This is a genomic window from Mesorhizobium sp. GW821-FHT07A06 (assembly GCF_059419085.1).
The window spans coordinates 60,408-84,553 of the sequence record NZ_JBWKRC010000008.1 but is presented as its reverse complement, the minus strand read 5'-3'; the positions used below and the strand labels follow the sequence as shown (position 1 = coordinate 84,553).

Below are 24,146 nucleotides of genomic sequence, written 5' to 3'. Positions count from 1 at the left end.
TCAGTTGGCTGCCGGTTTCGCCTTGTCCTGGTCCTTGAGCTGGGTCCAGGCATTCTGCTGGGCCAGCATCTGCCTGAGATAGGCGACATTGGCCTGTGCCTGTTCGGGCGATAGCTCCTGCGAGGCGATTTTCTCGGCTTCGTCGAAACGGCCCTGCAGACCGACGACCAACGCCAGGTTCTGGCGCACACGGCTGTCGGCCCCGGGCTGCTGGGCGGCCGAGCGCATATAGGTCTCGGCGGTGCGCAGATCCCCTCCCAGCACATAGGACATGCCGAGATTGGAGAGAACCGAGGGCTCGTTCGGCTTGAGTTCGAGGGCCTTGCGGTAAAGCTGGCGCGCGTCGTCCTTCTGGCCGAGCTGGTCAAGGATGGCCGCCTCCGCCGAGACCAGCTTCCAGTCAGGGTATTCCGGCGTCTGCGCGCGACGCACGGCGTCGAGCGCTGCCTCGAACTGGCCGTTGGCGGCCAGCGCCTTGCCATAGGCGGCGAGCACGTCGCGGTCCTTGGGGTAAGCGATCGCCAGCTTGCGCATCACGGCGAGCGACTGGTCGGCATCGCCATCCATCTGCAACGCGGCCGCGAAATTGGTCGCGATTCGCTTGTCATTGGGGTTCCTGGCGTAGGACTGGCCAAGGGCGGCCGTGGCATTGTGCAGTTCTCCGGCCGACATGGTCTCCAGCGGTTTGCCGCCGGTGCGGCCGATCGAGCCGGTGGTGAGCTTGTCGGTTCCGCAGCCGGCGACGCCCGCCGCGAGCGCCAGCATGAGGGCCGTGGTGACGAGCCGTTTTCCCCTGGCATTCACTGTGCGGTCGGTCGGCATCGCTACACAAGCCTCCATTTCATGCGCGGCCATTGCGTGGCCATCTTTCCTCCCGCAGAAATATTCTGTTAACCCTAACGGAGAGTTAAGAAACGCCGACTCGGTTTGGGTTCGGCATGGAGAACATCGAATGCCTGTCGAACTCGTCGAGAAGAAATTGGACGGCGCGTTGCCGGTGCACCTGGTGGCCAGGGACGGTCTGGAGGCCGCGGGCCTTGCGCCGTCCATGATCGCCTGGGCCAGGGCCAATGGCTTTTCCGGCGAGGCAGGCAGGACGCTGGCCGTGCCCGGCCAAAACGGTGCGCTTGCCGGGGCCTTGTTCGGCATTGGAGACGGTGAGGGGGCGCTGGCACTCGGTGTATTGTCCAGAAACCTGCCGGAAGGCGACTGGCATTTCGCCGCGACGCCGGCCGAGCCGGAACTCGCGGCAATCGCGCTGGCGCTCGGCGGCTATGTCTTTACCCGCTACGGCAAGAAGTCAGGCAAGGCGCTGCGCTTCGATCTGCCGGCCGGCGTCGATGCAGGGCGTGTTCGCCGCATCGCCGATGGCGTGTTCCTGGCACGCGACCTGGTCAACACGCCGACCAGCGACATGGGACCGGACGATCTGGAGATGGCGGTGCGGACCTTGGCCGGGGTTCATGAAGCCGAAGTCTCCGTCATCAAGGGTGAGGACCTGCTCGCCCAGAATTTCCCGATGATCCATGCCGTCGGCCGTGCCTCGACCAGCGCGCCGCGCCTGATCGACATGACATGGGGGTCGAAGGCCGCGCCGAAGGTGACGCTGGTCGGCAAGGGCGTCTGCTTCGACACTGGCGGCCTCGACATCAAGCCGTCATCTGGCATGCTGCTGATGAAGAAGGACATGGGCGGCGCTGCCAACGTGCTTGGCCTGGCCTCTATGATCATGGCTGCCGGATTGAACGTGCGGTTGCGAGTGTTGATCCCCGCGGTCGAGAACTCGATCGCCGGCAACGCTTTCCGACCGGGCGACGTGCTGGCGAGCCGCAAGGGCATCACGGTCGAGATAGGCAACACGGACGCCGAAGGGAGGCTCGTGCTGGGCGACGCGCTGGCGCTGGCCGACGACGAGGAACCGCAGCTCCTGGTCGACATGGCGACGCTGACGGGAGCCGCCCGTGTCGCGCTTGGCCCCGATCTGCCGCCCTTCTACACCGGTGACGAGGCACTGGCCTCGGATCTGGCGGCGGCTTCCGCCGCGGTCGAGGATCCGCTGTGGCGCATGCCGCTGTGGCGGCCTTACGATGCGAAACTGTCATCGAAGATCGCCGACATCAACAATGTCACCACGGACGGGTTCGCCGGCTCGATCACCGCTGCCCTGTTCCTCAAGCGCTTTGTCGAGAAGACCGCGAGCTGGGCGCATTTCGACATCTTCGCGTGGAACGCCGCCGACCGCCCGCATGGTCCTTCCGGCGGCGAAGCGCAGGGTATCAGGGCTTTGGAGCGGGTCATTTCGAGACGGTTTGGATAGAGCAATTCCAGGAAAGGCGTGAAACGGTTTTCGTCCGGAATTGCGTAAACAAATAGTAGAGCAGTTAGCCGTTTCCGTGAAATGGCGAACTGCTCCAGACCCGCCAACGGAGCCGGCAAATTGCCGAAACTGAAACGGAACCGAAACAATTTGGCGTCATGCTGGTGCGATGTCGATTGCGATGCGCCCGAGCCAGGCCTTGCGACTGTGGCAGCAAGTGATGCTGTCGCAGGTGCGTGACGACGCACCCGACCTGACCATGCGCCAGACGGCGATCCTGTTCACCATCTATCTCGATCCGCCGCCACACACGGTGCGCGGACTGGCTGCTCGCCTCAACGTCACCAAGCCCGTCATCACGCGCGCGCTCGACACGATGGGCGCGCTGAAGCTGGTCTCGCGCCATCGCGACGAATTCGACAAGCGCAATGTCCTGATCAAGCGAACGGTCGAGGGCGCGCTCTTTGTCGAGCGCTTCGGCGATGGTATCATTGCCAGGGCGCACGAACTGCCCATCTGACCACCAGCCATTTGACCGGATTGCCGATTTGACCGCCAGGGATGCCCGCCTTCACGCTTTCCGTTCCGACCTTGCCGACGCAAGGCTGAAGGGCGAGGTCGTCGCCGACCGCTTCGTCCCCGGTCGGCCAGCGCGGATTTCGGCATCGGTGGCCGATATCCGCAAGGCGCCCAGGGCGGATGCGGGCATCAACACGCAAGCCCTGTTTGGCGACGATGTGCTGGTTTTCGAGGATGCCGAAGGCTGGGCCTGGATCCAGGCCGAACGCGATGGCTATGTCGGCTATGTCGACGCAACCATGCTGGGCGGACGGGACCATGCACCCACCCATATCGTGTCGGTGCCCCGCACTTTCCTCTACCCCGGTGCGGATCTGCGCTTTCCGATCGCGGGACGCCTATCGATGGGATCGACGGTGACCGTGGCGGGGAGCGCCGAAACGCGCGGCACGCATTATGCCGTCCTGCCCTCTGGCGAGGCGATCATTGCGGGCCATTTGCGGCCCATCGGCGAGGTCGCCGCCGACTATGTCGCGGTGGCCGAGGCTTTTCTTGGGACACCGTATCTTTGGGGTGGCGCGTCCGGCTTCGGCATTGACTGTTCGGGCCTCGTGCAACTGGCGATGCGCATGGCCGGCCGGGACGTGCTGCGCGATTCCGACATGCAGGCGGCAAGCATCGGCGAGCCGCTCGATCCGGGCCCGGACCATGCCGGATTGCGCCGGGGCGACCTCGTCTTCTGGAAAGGTCATGTCGCGGTCATGACCGATACCGAGACCATGATTCATGCCAATGGCCACACCATGCTGGTCTCGCGCGAAGGGCTGAAGGATGCCATCGCCCGCATCGGTTATCTCTATGGCGGCCCGACGGGGTTTCGGCGGCCGTAAGCTTCTTCGTCCTCCTGTATGGTGACGGGAGGAGCGCTCCTCGATCCCCTTTTGTTCCGATTTCCCTTGGCGATTGCCCGTGGCCGCGCTACCTCTGGCGCGTGACAGTTGAGCCGCGCCTTGCCGAACAGAATGCCACTGTGGCCCTGCCCGAGCCATTCCTCAGATGGTTCGCGGAGAAGGGCTGGTCGCCGCGCGCCCATCAGATCGAATTGTTGGCGAAGGCTCAAAGCGGGCAATCGGTGCTGCTGATCGCGCCGACCGGAGCCGGCAAGACGCTGGCCGGTTTCCTGCCGTCGCTGACCGAACTGGCCGTCAGGCCAAGGCGAAAGCCGGGGCAGGCGCATCGCGGCATCCACACGCTCTACATATCGCCGCTCAAGGCGCTGGCCGTCGACATCGAGCGCAATCTCGGCAAGCCGGTCGAGGAGATCGGGTTGCCGATCAGCATCGAGACGCGCACCGGCGATACGCCGTCCCACAAGCGCCAGCGGCAGAAGCTGGTGCCTCCCGATATTCTGCTGACCACGCCCGAGCAACTCGCGTTGCTGATCGCTGCCGGCGATGCCAGGCGCTTCTTCGAGGACCTGCGCTATGTCGTGCTCGACGAACTGCATTCGCTGGTGACGTCGAAACGCGGCCATCTGCTGGCACTCGGCCTGGCGCGGCTGCGCAGCTTTGTGCCCGGCCTGCAGACAATCGGCCTGTCGGCGACGGTGGCCGAACCGGACGAACTGCGACGCTGGCTGGTCAGCCAGAATCCACCCGGCGACATGTCCGAATTGATCGTCGTCACGGGTGGCGCGAAGCCTGAGATCTCCATCCTCGATTCCGAAGAGCGCGTGCCATGGGCAGGGCATTCGGCCCGCTATGCAACGCCGGAGATTTATCGCGAGATCAAGCGCCACAAGACGACGCTGCTGTTCGTCAACACCCGCAGCCAGGCGGAACTGCTGTTCCAGGAATTGTGGCGGGTCAACGAGGACACCTTGCCGATCGCGCTTCATCACGGCTCACTCGATGTCGCCCAGCGCCGACGCGTAGAGAAGGCGATGGGCGAGAACGCGCTGCGTGCCATCGTCGCCACCTCGACGCTCGATCTCGGCATCGACTGGGGTGATGTCGATCTGGTCGTGCATGTCGGCGCGCCGAAGGGAGCGAGCCGGCTGGCGCAGCGCATCGGCCGCGCCAACCACCGCATGGACGAACCGTCAAAGGCGATCCTCATCCCCGCCAATCGCTTCGAGGTGCTGGAATGCCGGGCCGCGCTCGACGCCAACTATCTCGGTGCACAGGATACACCGCCGCTGGTCGATGGCGGCCTCGATGTGCTGGCGCAGCATGTGCTCGGCTGCGCCTGTGGCGCGCCCTTCCGCGCCGATGATCTGTTCGAGGAGGTTCGAACGGCGGCACCCTATGCCAGCCTCGATCGGCCAACCTTCGACCGCGTCATCGATTTCGTCGCCACCGGCGGCTACGCGCTGAAGAACTATGAGCGTTACGCCCGGATCCGCCTGAACAAGGATGGCCTATGGCGGGTTTCCAATCCGCGCGTTGCCCAGCAATACAGGCTCAATGTCGGCACCATCATCGAAGTGCCGGCGCTCAACGTGCGTTACGTCAAGGCTGGCAGCAAAGGCTCGGCTACGCGAGGCGGCAGCGTTCTCGGCAAGATCGAGGAGGCCTTCCTCGAAACGCTGACGCATGGCGACACCTTCATGTTTGCCGGCAAGGTGCTGCGCTTCGAAGGCATTCGCGAGAACGAATGCTTCGTGTCGAACGCGCCCGGCAGCGATGCCAAGGTGCCCTACTATGGCGGCGGCAAGTTTCCGCTTTCGACCTATCTCGCCGAACAGGTCCGCATCATGCTGGACGATCCGCAACGCTGGAAGAAGCTGCCCGAGCAGGTGGCCGACTGGCTGCGATTCCAGGCCGACAAATCGGTGCTGCCCAAACGCGATGACCTGCTGATCGAGACCTTTCCGCGCGGCAACCGTTATTATCTCGTGGCCTATCCATTCGAGGGCAGGCTGGCCCACCAGACGCTCGGCATGTTGCTCACCCGCCGCCTCGACAGGGCAGGCGCCAAGCCGCTCGGCTTCGTCGCCACCGACTATGCGCTGGCCATATGGTCGCTGGGTGATATGGGCGCTATGTTCAAGGCCCGCAAACCGTCGCTCGGTGCCCTGTTCGATCAGGACATGCTGGGCGACGATCTCGAAGCCTGGCTGGCCGACAGCTGGCTTCTCAAGCGCACCTTCCGTAACTGCGCGCTGATTTCAGGACTGATCGAGAAACGCCACCCGGGCCAGGAGAAAAGCGGCCGCCAGGTCACCGTGTCGACCGACCTCATCTACGACGTGCTGCGCAGCCACGAACCGGACCATATCCTGCTTCAGGCGACACGCGCCGATGCGGCGGCCGGTTTGCTCGATGTCAGCAGACTTGCCGACATGCTCTCGCGCATCCAGGGTCGAATCATGCATAAGAATCTGGAGCAGATTTCGCCACTCGCCGTGCCCATCATGCTCGAGATCGGCAAGATGCCGGTGAACGGCGAAGCCGACGAAACACTGTTGATGGATGCGGCGACACTGGTCGAGGAGGCCATGGGGCCGGAGATGGTCGAGGAATGAATTTTTCGCTGGCGCGCACATCGTTGATTGGTCAGGCCGACCTTGTCGGTATCGCCGGGGAACGTGCGGTCTGCGATCCGCGTGGCGTGCTCTATTTTCCCGAGCTCAGGCTTCTGGCCGTGTCCGACCTGCATCTGGAAAAAGGGTCGTCGCTGGCAAGGCGCGGCACGTTGATCCCGCCCTACGACACCGGCGCGACCTTGCTGCGGCTGCAGGCGGTGATCGCGGACTACCAGCCATCGATCGTCATCAGCCTGGGCGATAGCTTCCATGATGGCGGTGGCGCCGAGCGCATGCATTCAAGCTTTCGCGAGCGGCTGGAAACGCTGATGGCAGGCCGCGACTGGTTCTGGGTCGCCGGCAATCACGATCCGGAAGCGCCGGCCGATCTGCCCGGCGAAACCGTGCGGGAACTCGCCATCGGTCCGCTGCTGTTCCGGCATGAGCCATCAAAGGTGCGAGTCGAGGGCGAGATCGCGGGCCATCTGCACCCTTGCGCGCGGATCGTGCAACAAGGCCGCTCTGTGCGAAGGCGCTGCTTTGCCGGCGATGGCGGTCGCATGATCATGCCGGCTTTCGGCGCCTATACCGGTTCGCTCAATGTGCTCGACCGCGCCTATGCCGGGCTGTTCCGGCTGGAATCGCTGATGGCCTATATGCTTGGCGCCGACCGTATCTTCGCCATCTCCCGCTCGATGCTGCGGCCCGGCTGAGGATTGTCGCTGAGTCTTGTGTGGGAATTCAAGTCTTCTTAAGCGCAGCTTCGATGCGATCAAGAGCTTCTCCCGCGCCATGGTATCCTTGGGCTGCCGAGCGTTTCAGCCATTGGACCGCAACGTCTGCATTCTGCTCAACTCCAACACCTTTGAGATACATCAATCCCACGTTGAATTGGGCCTTGCCATTGTTCCGTTGCGCAGCCTTTTCGTACCAATGAAAGGCCAGCTTGGGGTTTTTATCCACGATTTCGCCGGTCAGATAAGCGGCGCCGAGATTAATTTGCGCGTCAACGTTACCCTGCTCCGCTGCTCTGGTTAACCAAAGAGTCGCGTCCGCGCCACTTTGGGGCACTCCCTTCCCGACGGAATACACATATCCAAGATATTGCTGAGCTTCTGACAAACCTTGGATCGCCGCCCTGCGCCATAGCTCCGCCGCTTTGGTGTCATCCAGCGGAACGCCCTTACCCCAGGAATACAAAAGTCCAAGATTTAACTCAGCCACCGCCATGTCTTGATCTGCCGCCTTGTCCCACCACTCGGCAGCCTTGGAATAGTCCAATGGGACACCAAGTTCCTTGGAGTAAAGAAATCCGACGTTAAATTGGGCAATAGCGTCGCCCTCTTGCGCAAGGGCCATCCATTCTTTGTACGCCTCGGTATAGTTCTTCGCCTGAAAGGCAGCTTCGGCTTCGAGCGCGCCCGCCATCAAATTTTGAGGCGCGACGACAAATATACAGGCAACGAAAGATGCTCTTACGAGACAAGTCGCAAGGTACTTAGCAGTCAGATTCATCGCCTTGATCGATCCGGAACATGCTAGTGTTCACTACAGATCATAATATTGGATCGTACGGTCGTCCAGAAATTTGACGGAAGTTAATTCAGGTGCTTATCGTCCGTAATAGAGCGTGACCGTGTGTTTCGCCTCGGCAAAAAACAGCCAGCGCTCGACCAGCACGCCGGTGAATTGCAGCAGCGCTGCCAGCACGGATGCGATGGTGCGCAAAGGCCATGGCAGCAAGAACGCGGCCGCAAGGAGAAAGGCAGGCGCGGCGAAGGCCAGAGTCTGTGCGATCCGCCGCAGTTTCGCGCTATGCTTGCGCGCGATGCGAAAACCCATTTCTTTGAGCAGATAATTCTCCTCGGTGTGCGGCCATTCCAGCGACCGCACCGTGCCGGCCAGCCCCGTCGCGGTGTTGGCGGTGCTCGGGATCTCGAGCCGGTCATTGTGCCGCCAGGTCGCGAGCTTCCAGCCCCAGCCGAACACCGTCAACAGCACGCACGCCGCCAGAAGCATTTTCGAGCCGATCGCAAAGCCCTGGCATAGTGCGTTCAGAAGCACACTGCCGGTCATGGTCGCGAAGATCAGATAGGCCGGCAAGGTGTAGCGGCTGTGCCACTGGGCAATCGGCTTCAGTGACGCATAGATCATGCCGGTGGTGCAGACCGTGACGGTCGCACCGATGGCGGCCAGCAATCCGGCAATAGCCACCCAGCCATCGGTGTGGCCCAGGAACACCCAGCCGATGCCGAACAGTCCCGCCGGGATGAAGGTGATGACCGAAGCAACGCCCTCACGCGACAGCCACGAGCTGCGCCACTGCGAGAACGCCCGCCAGGCGCGTTCGGGTCGGCCGAGATGACCGGTCGAGGACAACAGTCCCGCCGCGATCAGGCCGAGCGCCAGCGCCAGGCCGACGAGGCCGAGCCAGAAATCGGACGGGATGATCTGGAGCCCACCGAGCACGCCAAGCAGCGCGAGCAGGCCGTAGCCGGCCCCCGTGGCGGTGGTGAAGAAGACAACGGAGAGGGCTGGATGCATGGATGTCAGTTCGAAAGCATGCGGTCGACCCAGCCGAGGAAACCGCCTTCGGCCCGCACCGGCTCCAGCGCGGGGGCGGTGACCGATGCGGCGCGCTGCGTATGGGCGCGCGGGGGCAGATATTTGTTGGTCGGGCGATAGCCGAGTTCCGGCATCAGGTCGACCCCGCCGCGCTCCGCCACCAGTTGCGAGACGGCCGAGAGGGGATCGCCGAGATCGCCGAAGTGCCGCGCACTTGTCGGGCAGGCGGCGACACAGGCCGGCACGCGGTCCTCCTCGGCCAGATTGTCGTTGTAGATGCGGTCGACGCAGAGCGTGCATTTCTTCATGACACCGACATCGGTGTCGAATTCGCGCGCGCCATAGGGACAGGCCCAGCTGCACAATTTGCAGCCGATGCACTTGTCCTCGTCGATCAGTACGATGCCGTCCGACGCCCTTTTGTAGGAGGCACCGGTCGGGCAGACGGTGACACAGGCCGGCGTCTCGCAATGCAGGCAAGAGCGCGGGAAGTTCACCGTGCGCCCACCCATCTCGGTGGTGTGCTCATAGCTGTGCACGCGGTTGAACCAGACGCCGTCGACGTTGCCACCATAAGGATCGATGTCGGTCAGCGGCGCCATGTGGCCGCCGGTGTTCCATTCCTTGCAGGCGGTGACGCAGGCCTGGCAGCCGACGCAAGTGTCGAGATCGATGACGAGGCCGAGCTTCTTGTCGGTATGGGCGGGAAGGCAGGTCATTCGGCGGCTTCCCGGTTCATGCGGAATACGGCGCCGAAGCGAAGGATATCGGGCGCGGGCTCGAAATGCGGCGGCTGGTGAAAACGCTCGAATTGCGGTTCGGTGAAGCCGGCTTCCTCATCAGCGCATTTGACGATGCGCACGCGCAGGTCGAACCATGCCGCCTGGCCGGTCACCGGGTCGGAGTTGGAATAGCGCTTGCTCTGCGCATCGGCCGAGGTCTGGTCGCCAATGATGTGGTTAAGCAGGAAGCCGCGATTGCTCTCGGCAGCATCATCCTTCAGCCCCCAGCTGCCACGCCGCTTGCCGATCGCGTTCCAGGTCCAGACCGTGCTTTCATTCACCCCGTCGATCAGCTTGATCTGCCCCTTCACCCTGCCGTTTATGCTCTCGATCCAGACCCAGTCGTCGTCGACGAGACCGAGGCCGGCGCCGGTCCGGTGATGCACGAACAGCCGGTTCTGGCTGGTGATCTGCCGCAGCCAGGCATTCTGCGAGCCCCAGGAATGATACATGTGCATCGGTCGCTGTGTCAGCGCATGCAGCGGATATTTCTCGAGGTCGACGGCCGCTTCCTCGAAGGGCATGTACCAGAACGGCAGCGGGTCCATGTAGGTCTCGATGCGCTGACGTTCGCTCTCGGGCGGCACTACGCGGCCATGGCCGCGCGCGGCGAGTCGGAAACGCTGCATCGGCTCGGAATAGAGCTGGAAGATGATCGGCTCGGCCTTGGGGATAAAACCCATCTGCACCGCGAAATCGAGATAGGAGCGGTTGGCCATCTTGTAGTAGCGCTGGTCGTCGGCAAAGTCGTGATGCCAGAAGCCGCCATTGTCGATGTAGCGCTGCAACTGGTTCGGATTGGTCTCGCCCTTGCCGATCGACGTCCCGTCCTTGCCGCGCCAGCCGGCCAGCGGACCGATGCCTGATGTGCGCTCGTGGTTGACGATGTAGTCCGCATAGTCGGCATATTTGGCCGTTCCGTCGTCATTGACGAAGCCGGGGAGTCCCAGCCGCGCGCCCAACTCGATCAGCACCGACTGGAACGGCCTGACGTCGCGGTCCGGCTCGACGACGGGATGGCGGATGGCATCGCCCGGCCCGTCGGCGTGGCTGATCGGCCGGTCGAGCAGGCTGATGCAGTCATGGCGTTCGAGATAGGTGGTGTCGGGCAGCACCAGATCCGCGAACGGCACGGTCTCGGAATAATAGGCGTCGGAATAGATGATGAAGGGAATCTTGTAGTTCCCGGCCCCGTCATGGTCGGTCAGCATGGCAATCGTCTCGACGGTGTTCATCGAGGAATTCCAGGCCATGTTCGACATGTACATCATCAGCGTGTCGATCGGGTAGGGATCGCCCGCCCAGGCATTGCGGATGACGGTGTGCATCAGGCCGTGCGCCGCCAGCGGCGCGTCCCAGGAGTAGGCCTTGTCGATGCGGGTCGGCGTGCCGTCTTCATCGACCAGCAGATCGTCAGGCCCACAGACGAAGCCGAGCGGCATGCCGTCGAGCGGCGTCATCGGCTTGACGGTCTTGCCGGCGGGTTTCGGGCCAGGCGGCGCCGATCTGGGGTAGGGCGGCTTGAAGCGGAAGCCGCCTGGAACGTCCACCGTGCCCAGCAGCACCTGCAGCAGGTGGATGGCGCGGCATGTATGAAAACCGTTCGAATGGGCGGAGATGCCACGCATGGCATGCATCGAAACCGGCCGACCTTTGATCGTTTCGTGCCGCCGCCCGGCCCAGTCGGTCCAGGCAACCGGCAGTTCGATCGCCTGTTCGAAGGCGACATGGGCGAGTTCGGCGGCGATCCCGCGGATCGTATCGGCGGCAATGCCGCAGCGCTCGGCGACCGCATCGGGGGCGTAGCTTTCGTCAAGATATCGGTCGGCGATCAGCTGGAACACCGGCGTGCAGCGGCGTCCGTTGACTTCGAAGCTGCCGGTCAGCGCCGGCTTCGCCTCCGGGTCGATGGCCTTGACGGCGGTCTTTGCCACCCTGTCCCAGGCTAGCGGATTGCCTTCGGCATCCCTGACGAACAGCCCGTCGCCGGAGGCGCCAGGCTCCTGCACGACGAGGATATGGGAGTTGGTGTAGCGCAGCAAATAATCGAGATCGACGCGGCCAGCCTTCAGCAGTTCGTGGATGAGCGCGAAGACGAACAGGCCGTCGGTGCCGGGCCGGATGCCGATCCAGTCGTCGGCGATCGCATTGTAGCCGGTCCGGCACGGATTGATCGAGACCACCTTGGCGCCACGCGCCTTGAGTTTGCCGAGGCCGATCTTGATCGGGTTGGAATCATGATCCTCGGCGACGCCGAACAGCATGAAATATCGCGAGTTGTCCCAGTCGGGCTCGCCGAACTCCCAGAACGAGCCGCCGATCGAGTAAAGGCCGCCGGCCGCCATGTTGACCGAACAGAAGCCGCCATGGGCGGCGAAATTCGGCGTGCCGAACTGGCTTGCCCACCAGCCGGTGAGAGACTGCGACTGGTCGCGGCCGGTGAAGAAGGCGAGCCTTTTGGGATCGTTCCGGCGTATCGTCGAAAGCCGCTCTGTCGCGATCGCAAACGCTTCTTCCCATTCGATCTCGCGAAACTCGCCGGAGCCGCGCGGGCCAGTGCGCAGCAATGGCTTCTTCAGCCGGGCCGGGCTGTAGTGCTGCATGATGCCGGAACTGCCCTTGCCGCAGATCACGCCGCGATTGACCGGATGGTCCTTGTTGCCGTTGATGTAGCGGACCTTGCCGTCCTTGATGTGCACGTCGATGCCGCAGCGGCAGGCGCACATGTAGCAGGTGGTCTTGGCGATGCTGTCGGAAATGCCTGGCGACGTGTCGACACCGTCGCCTTCATCAGGCGCGCGCGTGTCGGCAAGTGGGCGTTGCGATGGTGCCGAATTCGCGCCGCGCGGCGGTCGGTGGCTCATGATCCGGCGGTACCCCCGGACTTGGCCCGCGTCTTCGGCCCGGGGCCGCGCATATAGTGTTCCTCCGGATGATAGCGATCGCCGGCCAGCCGCCGCCTTATGCCACGGGCCCAATGGGCAAGCAGGGATCTCAACCGCCCGATCATTTATTCGCTGCGACCTGAAGGCCAATTTTTTCTAACTTCGCCGGAAAAAGTAGAATAAAGCTATCGATCCGTCTAATCAGTTGTTCTTGTAAATTCGATCGATATTGGTTCTTAATGCATCCATGACCCTGGATCAGTTGCGCATTTTCGTCGCCGTCGCCGAGCGCGGCCACATGACCAAGGCGGCGGAGCTTTTGGGCATTTCCCAGTCGGCGGCATCGGCCGCCATCCGCGCGCTGGAAGAGCAGCACGGCGTCCATTTGTTCAACCGCGTCGGCCGCAACATCGAGCTTGCCCAGACTGGTCACCGGTTCCTGCCGGAGGCCAAGGCCGTGCTGGAGCGGGCCGCCGCCGCGCGCAATGTGCTGGAACATGTCTCCCAGACGGTCGCCGGCAGTCTGTCGATCGCCGCCAGCCTCACCATCGCCAGCTACTGGCTGCCGCGCCGGCTGGCGTCTTTCCATGAGGCCTATCCGGCGGTGCGGCTGAGCGTCAGCATCGGCAACACAAGGCAGGTCGAGGCCAGTGTGCTGGATGGAACCGCCGATCTCGGCCTGGTCGAGGGGCGCACCGAATCCGACATATTGCGCCGCGCCAAGGTCGATACCGACCGGCTGATGCTGGTGGTTGCCGCGTCACATCCCGGGATTACCGAAATTGCGCCGGGCCGCCCGGATATCAGGGGCTTGCGCTGGATCATCCGCGAGGGCGGTTCGGGCACGCGCGAGGTGCTGGAGGACCTGGCGCGGCGCGAGGGGATTTCGCTTGCCGATTTGCGGATATTCCTGGTGCTGCCCAGCAACGAAGCCGTCCGCCAGGCGGTCGAGGCCGGGGCCGGCGCCACCATCATTTCGGAACTCGTCGTCGGACGCGCCGTGGCTGAGGGCAGCCTGAGGGCCGTGCCGATTGAACTGCCGAAGCGCGACTTCGCCATGATCACGCACCGCGATCGGCAGGCAAGCCTGGCCCAGATGGCGCTGAAGGCACATCTGGCTACAGAGATGAGCGGGTCCGCGCCGGGGTAGAATATCAGTGAAACCGTTCAGCCGAACTTGCGCTGGGCGTCCAGAGCCAGGCCAAGCCCGACCGAGCCGAACATGTCGCCGTCGATGACGGAAGCGTGCGGCACCAGCGACAGGATTTCCCGCCTCGCCAGCGGTATCGCGGTCGAGCCTCCGGTCAGGAAGACCGCCGTGATGTCGGCCGGCCTGACCTGCGCGTCGCGGATGGTCTCAGCCACCGTTGTGGTGACGCGCTCGATATCCCTGGCGATCGTGGCGTCCAGCCCGTCGCGCGTGATCTCGGCGGCGAACTCCACGTCGGATAGCCGCACCGCGACTTCCGCCGATGACTGGTCGGTCAGCTCGATCTTGGCCTTTTCGACCAATGCCGCCAGCGCGTGCCCGTAGCGGTGCTCGACGATGTGGATGAAGCGGTCGACCAGATCGGCGCGCGCGGCCTCGTAGCGGATCTGGCGCAGATGCGTCATCGCCTTGGCGGTGTAGACCAGGTTGATGCGCTGCCATGTCGCGAGATCGATAAAATAGCTGGCCGGCAGATTGCGCTTGCCGTCCCTGGTCGGAGAGAGATAGCCGAGCTGCGGCATGACATGGGCGATGCTGAGCAGCCGGTCGAAATCCGTGCCGCCAATATGAACACCCCGGCTGGCCAGGATGTCGTCCTTGCGGTCCGGAGATCGGGCCCGCTCCGGCGAGACGCGCACGACGGAGAAATCCGACGTGCCGCCGCCCATGTCGATGATCAGCGCCAGTTCCTCGCGCGTCACCCTCTGCTCATAGTCGAGTGCCGCCGCGATCGGCTCGAACTGGAAGGCGATGTGCTTGAAGCCCTGCGCGTGCGCGGCCTTTTCCAGGTCGCTCTGGGCATTGGCGTCGGCTTGCGCGTCGTCATCGACGAACTGCACCGGGCGGCCGAGCACCACGGTCTCCACCTGGTCGCCGCCATCCTCCTCCAGCCTTTTCCTGAGATGCCCGAGGAACAGGCCGATGATCTCCATGAAGCCGATCGAGCGGGCCTTGATGCGTGTCTTTTCATGCGCCAGCGAGCTGCCGAGCACGCTCTTCAGCGAACGCATCAGCCGGCCTTCCACGCTGTCGGTGTAGTTGGCGATCGCCTGGCGGCCAAAGAAGATGCGGCCATCCTCGAAATTGAAGAACACGGCACTCGGCAGCGTGACCTGGCCGTCCTCAAGCGTGACGAGGCGAGGTTGCCCGTTGCGGACCACGCCGACAGTGGAGTTCGAAGTGCCGAAGTCGATGCCGGCGAATGCTGGTCGCAAGGCAGCCTCCTGTCATTGGCGCCAGGCAGTGGATCGGCGCTCGCTGTAGACGCGTGCGCTGCGGTTTCGGGCGACCGAACCACTTTGCCGAATTGAATTGTGCGTGCTTGCCCGGTGGGCGGGGAGGTGCGGTCTATAGCATGAGGCGGGAAAGGGAAACCCCCTTTGGGATGCCTAGTCCTTGCGGAAGACCAGCCTGCCGAGCCAGCCTGTCAGCATGGCCAGCGATATGGCGAAGACGCCATAGAGGAAGGAGTAGTCGTGGGCGACCCGGAAGATCGACTGTTCGAAGCCGGACTTGCGGATTTCGAGCTGGGCCGAGCTCTCCTTGATGAACAGGCCGCTCCTGAACAGGAAGGCGCGCGCCTTGTGGGTGCCGACCGGCACATTCGGCGCAAGCCTGACGGTGGCGCGGAACAGGTTCTGCGACAGGAACTGCACCCCGCCGACATTTTCGCTGTAGAGGCCGGTCGCGGCCTTGCGTTCGCGCAATGCCGCGGTGAATTCCTGGATCGTCGCCGGACTGTCGCCGGCGTCGGCGGGCTGCATATAGAGGTTGGAGGCGCCGAGCGACAGCTGCTTGTAGCTGTTCGGTTCGGTGATGTCCTGCAGCGGCCGCGTCGTCGCCACCGAATAGGACATCGGCACGTTCTCGAAGGTTTCGGAATCGAGATTGACCCACACGCCAAGCACCCGGTCCTTGCGGCGCACCACCACCGGTCGCGGCGGGCCTTCGAGCACGACGATGACATCGTAGCGGTTCTGACGGGCTATAAGCGGGTCGGGATTTTCCAGCGAACCGAAGATAGTCAGGTCGGCGCCGGAAAAGCCGGCGGTGATCGAGACATTGTCGGTGGAGAGCCCGATCTGGATGCCTTCCGGCAAGGGCGACTGTGCCTTCGCCGGTGCGGCGGCCGCAAGCAATGACAGGAGGATGGCGGCTGCGAACGCTTTAGGGCCCGTCATCAGTTGAGGCCCACGCCGGACAGCGAATAGAGATTGGGCGGGGTGACGAAGAGATCGATGGCGAGCCTTATCGCCACGGCCAGCACCAGCAAGGCCAGCAACGCCCTGAGTTGCTCGCCGCGCAGCCTCTGGCCGGCCTTGGCGCCATATTGCGCGCCGGCCACGCCACCCGCCATCAACAGGAAGGCCAGCACGACATCGACCGTCTGGTTGGTGGTGGCGTGGACCAGCGTTGTATAGGCGGACGTGAAGATGATCTGGAACAGTGAGGTGCCGATAACGACATTGGTCGGAACCTTGAGCAGATAGATCAGCGCCGGCACCATGATGAAGCCGCCACCGACGCCCATGATCGACGAGAGGAAGCCGATGCCCGCGCCAAGGCCAAGCACGGGGATGACGCTGACGAACAGCTTCGACGCCCTGAAGCGCATCTTCAGCGGCAGCCGGTGGATCCAGTTGTGCTGGCCGGATTTCTTCAACACCGGGGCGGCACCGCTGCGTGTTGCGCGCAGTGCATTGATGCTTTCGACCAGCATCAGTCCGCCGACCGTGCCGAGCAGCACGACATAAAGCAGCGAGATGAACAGGTCGAGCTGGCCAAGCCGGCGCAGGAAGGCGAAGACGTAGATGCCGGCGGTGGAGCCGACGATGCCGCCCGCCAGAAGCACGCCGCCCAGCTTGAAGTCGAGCGTGCCTCGCTTCATGTGAGAAAGGACGCCGGAGACGGAAGAGGCGATGACCTGGTTGGCGCCGGTGGCAACCGCGATCGCCGGGGGAATGTTGTAGAAAATCAAGAGTGGCGTGATGAGGAACCCGCCACCGACGCCGAACATGCCCGACAGGAAGCCCACCGCCGCGCCCATGGCCAGCAGCACGAAGACGTTGACGGAAATTTCCGCAATCGGGAGATAGATGCCCACCCGTCAGTCTCGATCAGTTTGCCTGTCGGCGAATACAGCCGTTGTGAGCAGTCTCGCACCGAAAAGCCAATTTTTCCTTGCGCCGACGCGGCGGCGGGGTCAAACCCCGTCGCCGCGCCGAAACAAAAAATATCTCAATCAGTTAACAGGCAAATATATGGCAAGAGCGTCGTGGAAACGACGCTTGTTCTGTTATTTGCGCGCCAGCAGCGCCCGGACCAGTTTCTCATCGACGGCGCCGGTCGCCGGCAGCTTGTTGTCGGTCTGGAAAGCGATGATCGCGTTCTTGGTCTTGTCGCCCATGACGCCGTCGGCGCCGCCGGCATCATAGCCGTTCTTGTTGAGGATGAGCTGGATGTTCTTGACCGCCTTCTTCATGTCGATGCCGGCGGTCGTCTGCGGCGTACCTTCCTGCCAGGACTCGGGAATGTCGGCCGAATTGGATGCCGCGTTGAGCGGCTTGGCCTTCCACAATTCGGTCGCGGCGCGCGCCCGCTCGAGCTGCTCGGGCCGCAGCGCGTTGGCAATCTCGTCGCGCTTGGCGGCCGCGTCCTTGTCGCCGGTCTTGGCGACGAGCGCGAACCATTTGTAGGATTCCTCGAGGTTCTGCTTCATGCCGACGCCCTTGGCGGCGAGGATGCCGAGATTGAACTGGCTGTCCTTGACGCCGAGGTCGGCAGCCTCCTGGAACCAGTGCGCGGCCGATTCATTGTCGGTCACGCCATCGGCGGCCATGGCGAACAGCACGGCCAGATTGTGCATGGCGCTGGCGTTGCCCTGTTCGGCGGCCAGCTGATACCAGGTCTTCGACTTCTTGATGTCGCGCGCGACGCCGATGCCCTTCTCGTAGAAATTGCCGATGCGGTATTCGGCCGGCGCGAAGCCGAGTTCAGCCGATTTCTCGTACCATTTGGCCGCTGCCGCCATGTCTTCCTTGACGCCGCGCGACTCGGCATAGCGCGAGCCGATCTCGAACAGCGCCTTGGCGTCGCCATTGGCGGCGGCATCGCGCAGCGCGGCCGGGCCGGCATCGGCCGGAATGTCGAACTTGGTCGCGGCTGCCGGTGCATCCGTCGGCGCAACGGCACCGGTGGTGAGTTTGGACGTGGTCTCATTGGCCGCCGCCGGGGCAGCCGCTGCCGGCTGGGCATCGGTATCCGCCGCTTGCGCGCTGCCGTCGACCGCGGCCGGCACTGACGCCGTCGCATCCGGGGTCACGGCAACGGACGCGGCTGGTGCCGGAGCCATCGCGTCGGAGGCTGCTGCGCTCGGGCCGGAGGAAGCCGAAGCCGCGGGCGCCGCAACCGGTGCTGTATCCGCCATTGCATCCATGTCCGACGGCATCGCCAGGGCGGTCTGCGTCACCATGTCGTCCTTGGTCGCGGACGGGGATGGTTCCGCCTGCCTGACGGCGCGGGACGGCGCACTGTCCGTTGCGGCCGACTGGGCTTCCGCCTTCGGCTGGCTCGTCGTGTCGACGGACGCGGTTTGCACAGGCTTCGCGGCGACGATCGGTGCCGCGTCATTGTTTGCCACCTGGGCGGGATCCGAGAAAAACGCCTTGCCGAGCTGCAGGCCGGCAAGCGCAAGCATGATCGCCGCCGCCGCCATCAGGATCGGCTTGCGCCGCGCCTTGAGCAGGTCGCCGATCCTGAGCGCCTTCACCGGTCCCTTCATCGTCGACTGGCGCTTCAAGGCGTCGGCCTCGGCCGCGGCGGCCTGGGCCGCGCGCCGAGCGGCGGCGATGAAGTCGGACTTCGCGGCGTCGCCTTCGCTGAGCTTGGCCGGCTGACCACGCTCGTCGCGCACCCGCTTCATGATGGCGTTGAGGTCCGGCGCACCGGAGCCGGGCTCCAGCGGGCGATTGGCCACTTTCGGGTCGAGGGGCTCGTCGAGATCGACATTCGGGACATCGCTGCTCGGCGCCGAGCCGGCCAGTGGCGGAATATCAGCCGCCTTCTTGCCCTTGAAGGCGCGTGCCAGCCCGCCGAACATCGATTTGCGGCCTGCCGGCTGGTCCTTCTCGGCGATGGTGTCGGACCCGAGGGCTGCGATGGCGGCAGCCGCGGCTGCTTCCGCCGGCGTGCGCGTGCCCAGGTCGCCACGCGTGCCCAGGTCGCCACGTGCGCCGTGCTCGTTGCGCAGTATGGCGGCGGCGCGGCCGTCGAGATCGGCCATGTCGCCGGTCAGCGGCATAGGCGCGTCGATATCCAGGGACGGTGCCTCGACAGCCATCTTGGCGATCCGCGTGCGGCGCTTGCCGGCCGCTTCGTCCGATCGCGTGTCCAGAAGCTCGCTCACCGCTTCGGACGGTTCGCTGGTCTCCAGCGAACCAAGCCTGTCGACGATCTTGAGCAATGTGTCGTGGATGGCCTCAAACGTTCTCGAATTGCGTTCGTCGGAACGCCGCGTCAGCGTTTCCAGCGTCTTCAGGTCCTGGGCGAGGCCGGAAACGGCCGTCGTGTTGGCGCTCGACCCGGCCAGCGAACGCACCGCGTTCTCGGCCGCTTCGCGTGCCGCGCCGAGGATGGAATCGCGGGTGCCGGCCAGCGCCTTCTCGATTTCGTCGAGGCGCGGGCTGATGTCCTCGAATTCCGGAAGTGGGGTGCTCGGCCTGGAAAGATGGGCGGACAGGCCGGCGACCTGCGCTTCCAGGCTGCGGATCAGCGCCGGGTCGATGCCGGCCACCTGGGCCGCCGATGCGTCGAGCCGGCTGGAAATGTCCTCGAGCCGGCTTTCCAGGCCACGGATCGCCGCTTCGCCGGCCGGATCGGGAACGCGCGTCTCCATGCGCGTCGCGAGCGCGGTGAAGCGTGCGTCGATGGCTTCCATGATGCCGGCGCTGTCCACTTGCGGCACGATGCGCTGGTCGAGCCGGTCGGCAACCTCGTCCAGGCGGCGCTCGAGATCGCGAAACAGCATGTTGCCCTGTTCGATGGCGTCGCCCTGCCGGCGTTCCATCATGCCGGACAGCACATCGAAGCGCTGCTCGAGCCCCTGGAAGATATAGTCGGCGTCGGGCATGGCCGGCGCCTGGTCGATCTTGTCGGCGATGAGCGTGATCTGCTTGGCCAGCCGTTCCATCGCCTGTTCGGGAAGGTTGGCGCGGCCGGCGAGTTCGTCGACCCGGCTCGATAGCGTGCTCAGCCGATCCATGACAGCGTCGCCTGGGCGATCCTGTGCCACTTCCTCGATCTGCCGGGCGAGCGAGTCGATGCGCTTCTCGATGCGGTCGAAGGCTTCGTGGTCGACCGAATTGGCCTGTGCCGCGACCGTCGAGGCCACGATGGCGCGGGAGATCTCGTCCAGCCGCTCGTCGATCATGGCAAGCGTGTCACCGCCGCGATTGTCCTGCTGCTGGCTGGCGAAGTGATCGACAGCGCCGGCCAGGGTACGGACCTTTTCCTCGAGCGAGCGCAGCGACAGCGATTCCGGCAGGTTGTTGACGGCGTTGCTGATCTGCTCCAGCCGGTCGGTCAGCGCCGCAAGGGCGGGATCGTCGGAGCGTTTGCGCTGGTCGGCGTCGACGCGGTCTTCGAAAGCCGTCCAGCGGCGGTCGAATTCGTCCCAGCGGCGGTCGACCTTCTGCACGCTCTCCTCGCGCGCCAGCGTGTCGAGCGCGGCCTTGACCTGCTCGAGCTCCAGCCGCAGCAGATTGACGCTTCTGTCGTCGCTCTTCTCCGACAGCGACTTGATGGCGCCGGAAAGCCGTTCGAACTCGACGCCGAGTTCGGCGCTGCCCTTGCCTGCCGCGCCGGGCTTGGCGTTCGCCTGGAAGGCGCGGTCGATATCCTTGCGCAGCGCATCGAATTCGCGCTGCAGGCCTGCCGTCATCTGGTGGCGCAGTTCCTCGCGCATGCCGCGCAGCTCGCCGGCGATCTTGCCGACCATGGCGACACTGTCTTCCTGGCCGCGCACACGGTCGATGTCGCGGGCGATGGCTTGGTAATTCTGGTCGAATGAAGGGGCTGGCGCCGGGCTCTGCGGGCGTGGTGCCGGTTGCGGATCCTCGTACCAGCGCTGCTGGCCGGTTGGCTGCGCGGCGGGGTAGCGCGGCTCCATGGCGGGATAACGCGGGTCGGCGCCGTATTGGAGCTGGGCCGGACGTGCCGTCACCTCCTCGCGGGTCTGCCCCAATCGCTGCTCCAGCGTCTCCAGCGAACGGTTCAGCTGCTCGAGCGTGGTCTGCGGCCTGCGCTGCCTGCCGGCGTTGAGTGTGTCGAGGTAGGACCGCTTGCTGTTCATCGGTGCGTCCGTCTTTCAGATTGGCCGGCTTGCGGCCAGCTCCCCAAGTCCCTGCCGGAACGAAGGCGACCGCGCTTCCATGCCACGGTGGAAGACAAGCTTCCCGGGGGTTCACCCGCGCTCCGAAAAACCGTGAAAAATTCGATACAGGATAAACACGGGTAGCCGACGCGCCCACATTTCCCTCAACGTGGTAAACAACGCGTTAACCAAGCTTAAGAAGTTGCAAGAAGTTGGCTGCCGCTGCCCGCGGTGCGGCATAAAGCGCCTTCATAGAACGCCCCTTGCGTCATGAGGCGGCTATCGGTATAGAATTGACGTAAACGTAAAAGGCGCATTTGAGTGTGCTGTTTGCGATTTTGTTTGTCGAAACCACGGCCGGAAGCACGCCCCCGCTTCCAGTCAGGCGACGCATGGTCCAGGACCGCGACGCCACCAGACGGGGAAAGCCAGTGACCATGAAGCTTATCTCGGCCGGCGAGACCGCCGCCAATACCAATAATGTATCTGTCGAAGCCGGTGAGGACCTCGTCCGCATCGGCGAAATGGCCAAGAAATACGGCGTGACGCTGCGTACGCTGCGTTTCTACGAAGACAAGGGCCTGCTCAACCCGCAGCGCGACGGTTCGACCCGTCTCTACACACGCCGCGACAAGGCCCGGCTGAAGCTGATCCTGCTTGGCCGCAAGGTCGGGTTCTCGCTGCGCGACGTCAAGCAGATGATGGATCTCTACGATCCGACCGGTTCCAACACCAAGCAGCTGCGGCTGGCGCTGGACAAGTCGGAGAAGCAGCTTGCCCGCCTGCAGAAGCAGCGAGCGCTGATCGACGACGCCATCAACGAACTTTCCGGCTCGATGTCGGCGGTTCGCCAGATGCTGGCCGAGCGCACGGCGCCGCAGGCGAGCGTCGCAAGCTAAGCAAACCGCCGGTTCCGGCACGATCAAGCCGCGTGGCTCTGCCACGCGGCTTTTTCGCTTTGTGCATCTGCCTCTCTCCGATCCCTCGGCTCTGGCCCGCACGACGTTGCGCCGCTAGGCTCACCAGGCTTGGGGCAGGGGGAAATCTTGTCGCATCGAAAAAATTGACGTTTACGCAAACGTCAATTTTTGCTATCTCGGCTCCAATACGGGTCCGCATGCTGCCCTGACATGAATTCGGGGGCTTTCGGACCAGGTCCGCAGGGTGGAGAAAAAGCATGCCGACATACAGGGCTCCGGTTCAGGATACGCTGTTCGTACTCACCGAGGTGCTGGGCTATCAGCGCTATTCCAACCTTCCCGGATTTGCCGACGCCACGCCCGACGTTCTGGAAGCGATCCTCGCCGAGGGCGCCAGGCTCGCCGAAAATGTCATGCATCCGCTCAACCGCGTCGGCGACATGGAAGGCTGTGTGCGTCACGACGACGGCTCGGTGACGACGCCGAAAGGCTTCAAGGAGGCCTTCGACCAGTATCGCGAGGGCGGCTGGATGGGGCTGGCCGCACCGGTCGAGTTCGGCGGCCAGGGCTTGCCCTATGCCGTCCACACCGCTGTCGCCGAATACATGGTCTCGGCCAACATGTCGCTGATGATGTATCCGGGCCTGACGCAGGGCGCGATCGCGGCGATCATCACCCACGGCACCGATGAGCAGAAGGCGACCTGGCTGCCCAGGATGGTCGAGGGCTCCTGGACCGGCACCATGAACCTCACCGAGCCGCATTGCGGCACCGATCTCGGCCTGCTGCGCACCAAGGCGGTGCCGAATGGCAACGGCACCTACAGGATTTCAGGCCAGAAGATCTTCATCTCGGCCGGCGAGCACGACATGTCGGACAACATCGTCCATCTGGTGCTGGCCCGCATCGAGGGCGCGCCGGAAGGTGTGAAGGGCATATCGCTGTTCATCGTGCCGAAGCTCAAGCTCGATGCGTCGGGCAATCCGGGCGAGAAGAACACGCTCTCCTGCGGCTCGATCGAGGAGAAGATGGGCATCCACGGCAATTCGACCTGCGTCATGAACTATGACGAGGCCGAAGGCACGCTGCTCGGCGAGGAGAATGGTGGCCTCAAGGCGATGTTCACGATGATGAACGAGGCCCGCCTTGGCGTCGGCCTGCAAGGGCTGTCGCTGTCGGAGATTGCCTACCAGAACGCCGTCGCCTACGCAAAGGACCGCTTGCAGGGCCGTTCGCTGTCAGGCGCCAAGGCGCCGGACAAGAAGGCCGACCCGATCATCGTCCATCCCGACATCCGCCGTTCGCTGATGACCATGAAGGCCTTCAACGAGGCCGGCCGCGCGCTGGCGCTGTGGACGGCGATCAAGTCCGACATCGCGCATCGCTCCGCCGACGACAAGGACCGCCAGGCCGCCGACGATTACACCGGCCTGATGACGCCGGTGGTCAAGGGCGTGCTCACCGACAAGGGTTTCGACCATGCGGTGATGGCCCAGCAGGTTTTCGGCGGCCACGGCTATATCGAAGAACATGGCATGAGCCAGTTCGTGCGCGATGCCCGCATCGCCATGATCTATGAAGGCGCCAACGGCATCCAGGCGCTCGACCTCGTCGGCCGCAAGCTCGGCCTGAACGGCGGCCGCGCCATCCAGGCCTTCTTCAAGGAGGTCGGCGAATTCTGCGAGGAAAACCGTTCGGACGAAAAGATGGCGCCGTTCACCAAGGGATTGAAGAAGGGTCTCAACGATCTGCAGGCGGCGACCATGTGGCTGGTGCAGAACGGCATGGCCAAGCCCGACAATGCCGGTGCGGCCTCGACAGACTATATGCACCTCTTCGGCCTTGTGGCGCTGGGCTACATGTGGGCGCAGATGGCCAAGGTGGCACAGGGCAAGACCGGCGCCAACGGCACCCAGTCCTTCTACGACAACAAGGTGGTGACGGCGCGCTTCTTCATGGAGCGGATCATGCCGGAGACGTCGGCCCATCTCGCCCGTATTTCGAGTGGCGCGGACACGCTGATGGCCCTGCCCGCGGAAGCGTTCTAAAGATG

The 24,146-nt window shown here is 64.1% G+C and carries 17 protein-coding genes; 8 read left to right on the top strand and 9 right to left on the bottom strand.

Annotated features, from left to right (window positions below; genetic code table 11):
- Positions 1-822 carry a tetratricopeptide repeat protein gene (locus AC07SZ_RS23870; RefSeq protein WP_494916147.1) on the bottom strand — a complete coding sequence of 274 codons (822 nt, stop codon included), beginning with the start codon at positions 820-822 and terminating at the stop codon, positions 1-3.
- A 130-nt stretch (positions 823-952) separates the two neighbouring features.
- On the opposite strand from AC07SZ_RS23870, the gene AC07SZ_RS23865 reads away from it, so the two are divergent.
- From AC07SZ_RS23865 to pdeM, 5 genes are all read left to right on the top strand, one after another.
- Complete coding sequence (locus AC07SZ_RS23865; RefSeq protein ID WP_494916145.1) at positions 953-2,317, top strand: leucyl aminopeptidase family protein; 1,365 nt, start codon at positions 953-955, stop codon at positions 2,315-2,317.
- 169 nt (positions 2,318-2,486) lie between these two features.
- Entirely contained in the window at positions 2,487-2,837 is a 351-nt protein-coding gene (locus tag AC07SZ_RS23860; protein ID WP_494916143.1) for a MarR family winged helix-turn-helix transcriptional regulator, read from the top strand.
- A gap of 28 nt (positions 2,838-2,865) precedes the next feature.
- The gene (locus AC07SZ_RS23855; RefSeq protein ID WP_494916142.1) at positions 2,866-3,726 is read left to right on the top strand and encodes a C40 family peptidase; all 861 of its coding nucleotides are present in this window, start codon (positions 2,866-2,868) and stop codon (positions 3,724-3,726) included.
- A 101-nt stretch (positions 3,727-3,827) separates the two neighbouring features.
- Entirely contained in the window at positions 3,828-6,362 is a 2,535-nt protein-coding gene (locus AC07SZ_RS23850; protein WP_494916141.1) for a ligase-associated DNA damage response DEXH box helicase, read from the top strand.
- A complete protein-coding gene (gene pdeM, locus AC07SZ_RS23845) occupies positions 6,359-7,075 on the top strand; it encodes a ligase-associated DNA damage response endonuclease PdeM (RefSeq protein ID WP_494916140.1) in 717 nt (238 codons plus the stop codon). Before AC07SZ_RS23850 ends, pdeM begins: the two co-directional genes overlap by 4 nt.
- Before the next feature lie 28 nt (positions 7,076-7,103).
- On the opposite strand, the gene AC07SZ_RS23840 is transcribed toward pdeM, so the two are convergent.
- The 4 genes from AC07SZ_RS23840 to AC07SZ_RS23825 form a co-directional block, all read right to left on the bottom strand.
- Positions 7,104-7,877 carry a tetratricopeptide repeat protein gene (locus AC07SZ_RS23840; protein ID WP_494916138.1) on the bottom strand — a complete coding sequence of 258 codons (774 nt, stop codon included), beginning with the start codon at positions 7,875-7,877 and terminating at the stop codon, positions 7,104-7,106.
- A gap of 96 nt (positions 7,878-7,973) precedes the next feature.
- Positions 7,974-8,906 (bottom strand): dimethyl sulfoxide reductase anchor subunit family protein, encoded by a 933-nt coding sequence (locus tag AC07SZ_RS23835; RefSeq protein ID WP_494916136.1) that lies wholly within the window; start codon positions 8,904-8,906, stop codon positions 7,974-7,976.
- Between the two features lie 5 nt (positions 8,907-8,911).
- On the bottom strand, positions 8,912-9,646 hold the full coding sequence (locus AC07SZ_RS23830; RefSeq protein ID WP_494916134.1) for a 4Fe-4S dicluster domain-containing protein: 735 nt from the start codon (positions 9,644-9,646) through the stop codon (positions 8,912-8,914).
- The gene (locus tag AC07SZ_RS23825) at positions 9,643-12,573 is read right to left on the bottom strand and encodes a molybdopterin oxidoreductase family protein (protein ID WP_494916133.1); all 2,931 of its coding nucleotides are present in this window, start codon (positions 12,571-12,573) and stop codon (positions 9,643-9,645) included. Before AC07SZ_RS23825 ends, AC07SZ_RS23830 begins: the two co-directional genes overlap by 4 nt.
- Before the next feature lie 268 nt (positions 12,574-12,841).
- Here AC07SZ_RS23825 and AC07SZ_RS23820 point away from each other — a divergent pair, with 268 nt between their 5' ends.
- On the top strand, positions 12,842-13,744 hold the full coding sequence (locus AC07SZ_RS23820) for a LysR substrate-binding domain-containing protein (protein ID WP_494916132.1): 903 nt from the start codon (positions 12,842-12,844) through the stop codon (positions 13,742-13,744).
- Between the two features lie 17 nt (positions 13,745-13,761).
- On the opposite strand, the gene AC07SZ_RS23815 is transcribed toward AC07SZ_RS23820, so the two are convergent.
- The 4 genes from AC07SZ_RS23815 to AC07SZ_RS23800 all read right to left on the bottom strand — a co-directional run bounded on the left by AC07SZ_RS23815 (position 13,762) and on the right by AC07SZ_RS23800 (position 21,152).
- Positions 13,762-15,018 carry an Hsp70 family protein gene (locus AC07SZ_RS23815; protein ID WP_494916131.1) on the bottom strand — a complete coding sequence of 419 codons (1,257 nt, stop codon included), beginning with the start codon at positions 15,016-15,018 and terminating at the stop codon, positions 13,762-13,764.
- 174 nt (positions 15,019-15,192) lie between these two features.
- Positions 15,193-15,984: a TIGR02186 family protein gene (locus tag AC07SZ_RS23810; protein ID WP_056570014.1), complete on the bottom strand. Its 792-nt coding sequence runs from the start codon at positions 15,982-15,984 to the stop codon at positions 15,193-15,195.
- Positions 15,984-16,907, bottom strand: a complete 924-nt coding sequence (locus tag AC07SZ_RS23805) for a sulfite exporter TauE/SafE family protein (protein ID WP_056570016.1) — start codon at positions 16,905-16,907, stop codon at positions 15,984-15,986. Before AC07SZ_RS23805 ends, AC07SZ_RS23810 begins: the two co-directional genes overlap by 1 nt.
- 192 nt (positions 16,908-17,099) lie before the next feature.
- The gene (locus AC07SZ_RS23800) at positions 17,100-21,152 is read right to left on the bottom strand and encodes a peptidoglycan-binding protein (protein ID WP_494916130.1); all 4,053 of its coding nucleotides are present in this window, start codon (positions 21,150-21,152) and stop codon (positions 17,100-17,102) included.
- Positions 21,153-21,610: 458 nt separating this feature from the next.
- Between AC07SZ_RS23800 and AC07SZ_RS23795 the strand changes: the two genes are divergently transcribed.
- Together AC07SZ_RS23795 and AC07SZ_RS23790 are read left to right on the top strand one after the other, a co-directional pair.
- On the top strand, positions 21,611-22,072 hold the full coding sequence (locus AC07SZ_RS23795) for a MerR family transcriptional regulator (RefSeq protein WP_081295036.1): 462 nt from the start codon (positions 21,611-21,613) through the stop codon (positions 22,070-22,072).
- 278 nt (positions 22,073-22,350) lie between these two features.
- Positions 22,351-24,141: an acyl-CoA dehydrogenase gene (locus AC07SZ_RS23790; RefSeq protein WP_494916128.1), complete on the top strand. Its 1,791-nt coding sequence runs from the start codon at positions 22,351-22,353 to the stop codon at positions 24,139-24,141.
- Positions 24,142-24,146 lie beyond the last annotated feature (5 nt).

Coding starts and splice junctions, on each gene's coding strand:
- AC07SZ_RS23825 (WP_494916133.1), bottom strand. CDS start 12,573: ATGAGCCACCGACCGCCGCGCGGCGCGAATTCGGCACCATCGCAACGC.
- pdeM (WP_494916140.1), top strand. CDS start 6,359: ATGAATTTTTCGCTGGCGCGCACATCGTTGATTGGTCAGGCCGACCTT.
- AC07SZ_RS23840 (WP_494916138.1), bottom strand. CDS start 7,877: ATGAATCTGACTGCTAAGTACCTTGCGACTTGTCTCGTAAGAGCATCT.
- AC07SZ_RS23795 (WP_081295036.1), top strand. CDS start 21,611: ATGAAGCTTATCTCGGCCGGCGAGACCGCCGCCAATACCAATAATGTA.
- AC07SZ_RS23830 (WP_494916134.1), bottom strand. CDS start 9,646: ATGACCTGCCTTCCCGCCCATACCGACAAGAAGCTCGGCCTCGTCATC.
- AC07SZ_RS23865 (WP_494916145.1), top strand. CDS start 953: ATGCCTGTCGAACTCGTCGAGAAGAAATTGGACGGCGCGTTGCCGGTG.
- AC07SZ_RS23860 (WP_494916143.1), top strand. CDS start 2,487: ATGTCGATTGCGATGCGCCCGAGCCAGGCCTTGCGACTGTGGCAGCAA.
- AC07SZ_RS23790 (WP_494916128.1), top strand. CDS start 22,351: ATGCCGACATACAGGGCTCCGGTTCAGGATACGCTGTTCGTACTCACC.
- AC07SZ_RS23870 (WP_494916147.1), bottom strand. CDS start 822: ATGCCGACCGACCGCACAGTGAATGCCAGGGGAAAACGGCTCGTCACC.
- AC07SZ_RS23835 (WP_494916136.1), bottom strand. CDS start 8,906: ATGCATCCAGCCCTCTCCGTTGTCTTCTTCACCACCGCCACGGGGGCC.
- AC07SZ_RS23810 (WP_056570014.1), bottom strand. CDS start 15,984: ATGACGGGCCCTAAAGCGTTCGCAGCCGCCATCCTCCTGTCATTGCTT.
- AC07SZ_RS23800 (WP_494916130.1), bottom strand. CDS start 21,152: ATGAACAGCAAGCGGTCCTACCTCGACACACTCAACGCCGGCAGGCAG.
- AC07SZ_RS23820 (WP_494916132.1), top strand. CDS start 12,842: ATGACCCTGGATCAGTTGCGCATTTTCGTCGCCGTCGCCGAGCGCGGC.